This is a genomic window from Carboxylicivirga mesophila, assembly GCF_018271975.1.
Taxonomy (GTDB): domain Bacteria; phylum Bacteroidota; class Bacteroidia; order Bacteroidales; family Marinilabiliaceae; genus Carboxylicivirga; species Carboxylicivirga mesophila.
In genome coordinates, this window is sequence record NZ_JAGUCN010000087.1 from 1 (window position 1) to 315 (window position 315).

The following is a 315-nucleotide window of genomic DNA, read 5'->3' on the forward strand; positions in this document are numbered from 1 at the left end:
CTAGCAGCTAAATGAAATGGGGGATTAGCTCAGCTGGCTAGAGCGCCTGCCTTGCACGCAGGAGGTCATCGGTTCGACTCCGATATTCTCCACCAAAAAAGCTTATAGCTATTAGCCAATAGCTACTGGCAAAAAAAAGAAAAAACACCAGACAATGGTCAGTGTTAAGAATCAACATCATGAAAATAAGCTAACAGCCATCAGCTAAAGGCTAGAAGCTTAAAAAGAAAGATATAATGGTTTAAAGTTGGTTCGATTCCAACGATATCACAAGCTAAGAGCCATCAGCTATGAGCTGTAAGCAAAAGCAAAAGA

1 tRNA gene is annotated in these 315 nt (G+C 41.0%); it reads left to right on the forward strand.

From position 1 onward, the window contains the following. The first annotated feature begins 18 nt into the window (after nucleotides 1-18). Nucleotides 19-95: transfer RNA gene (locus KEM09_RS21870), tRNA-Ala, on the forward strand. The last annotated feature ends 220 nt before the right edge of the window (nucleotides 96-315 follow it).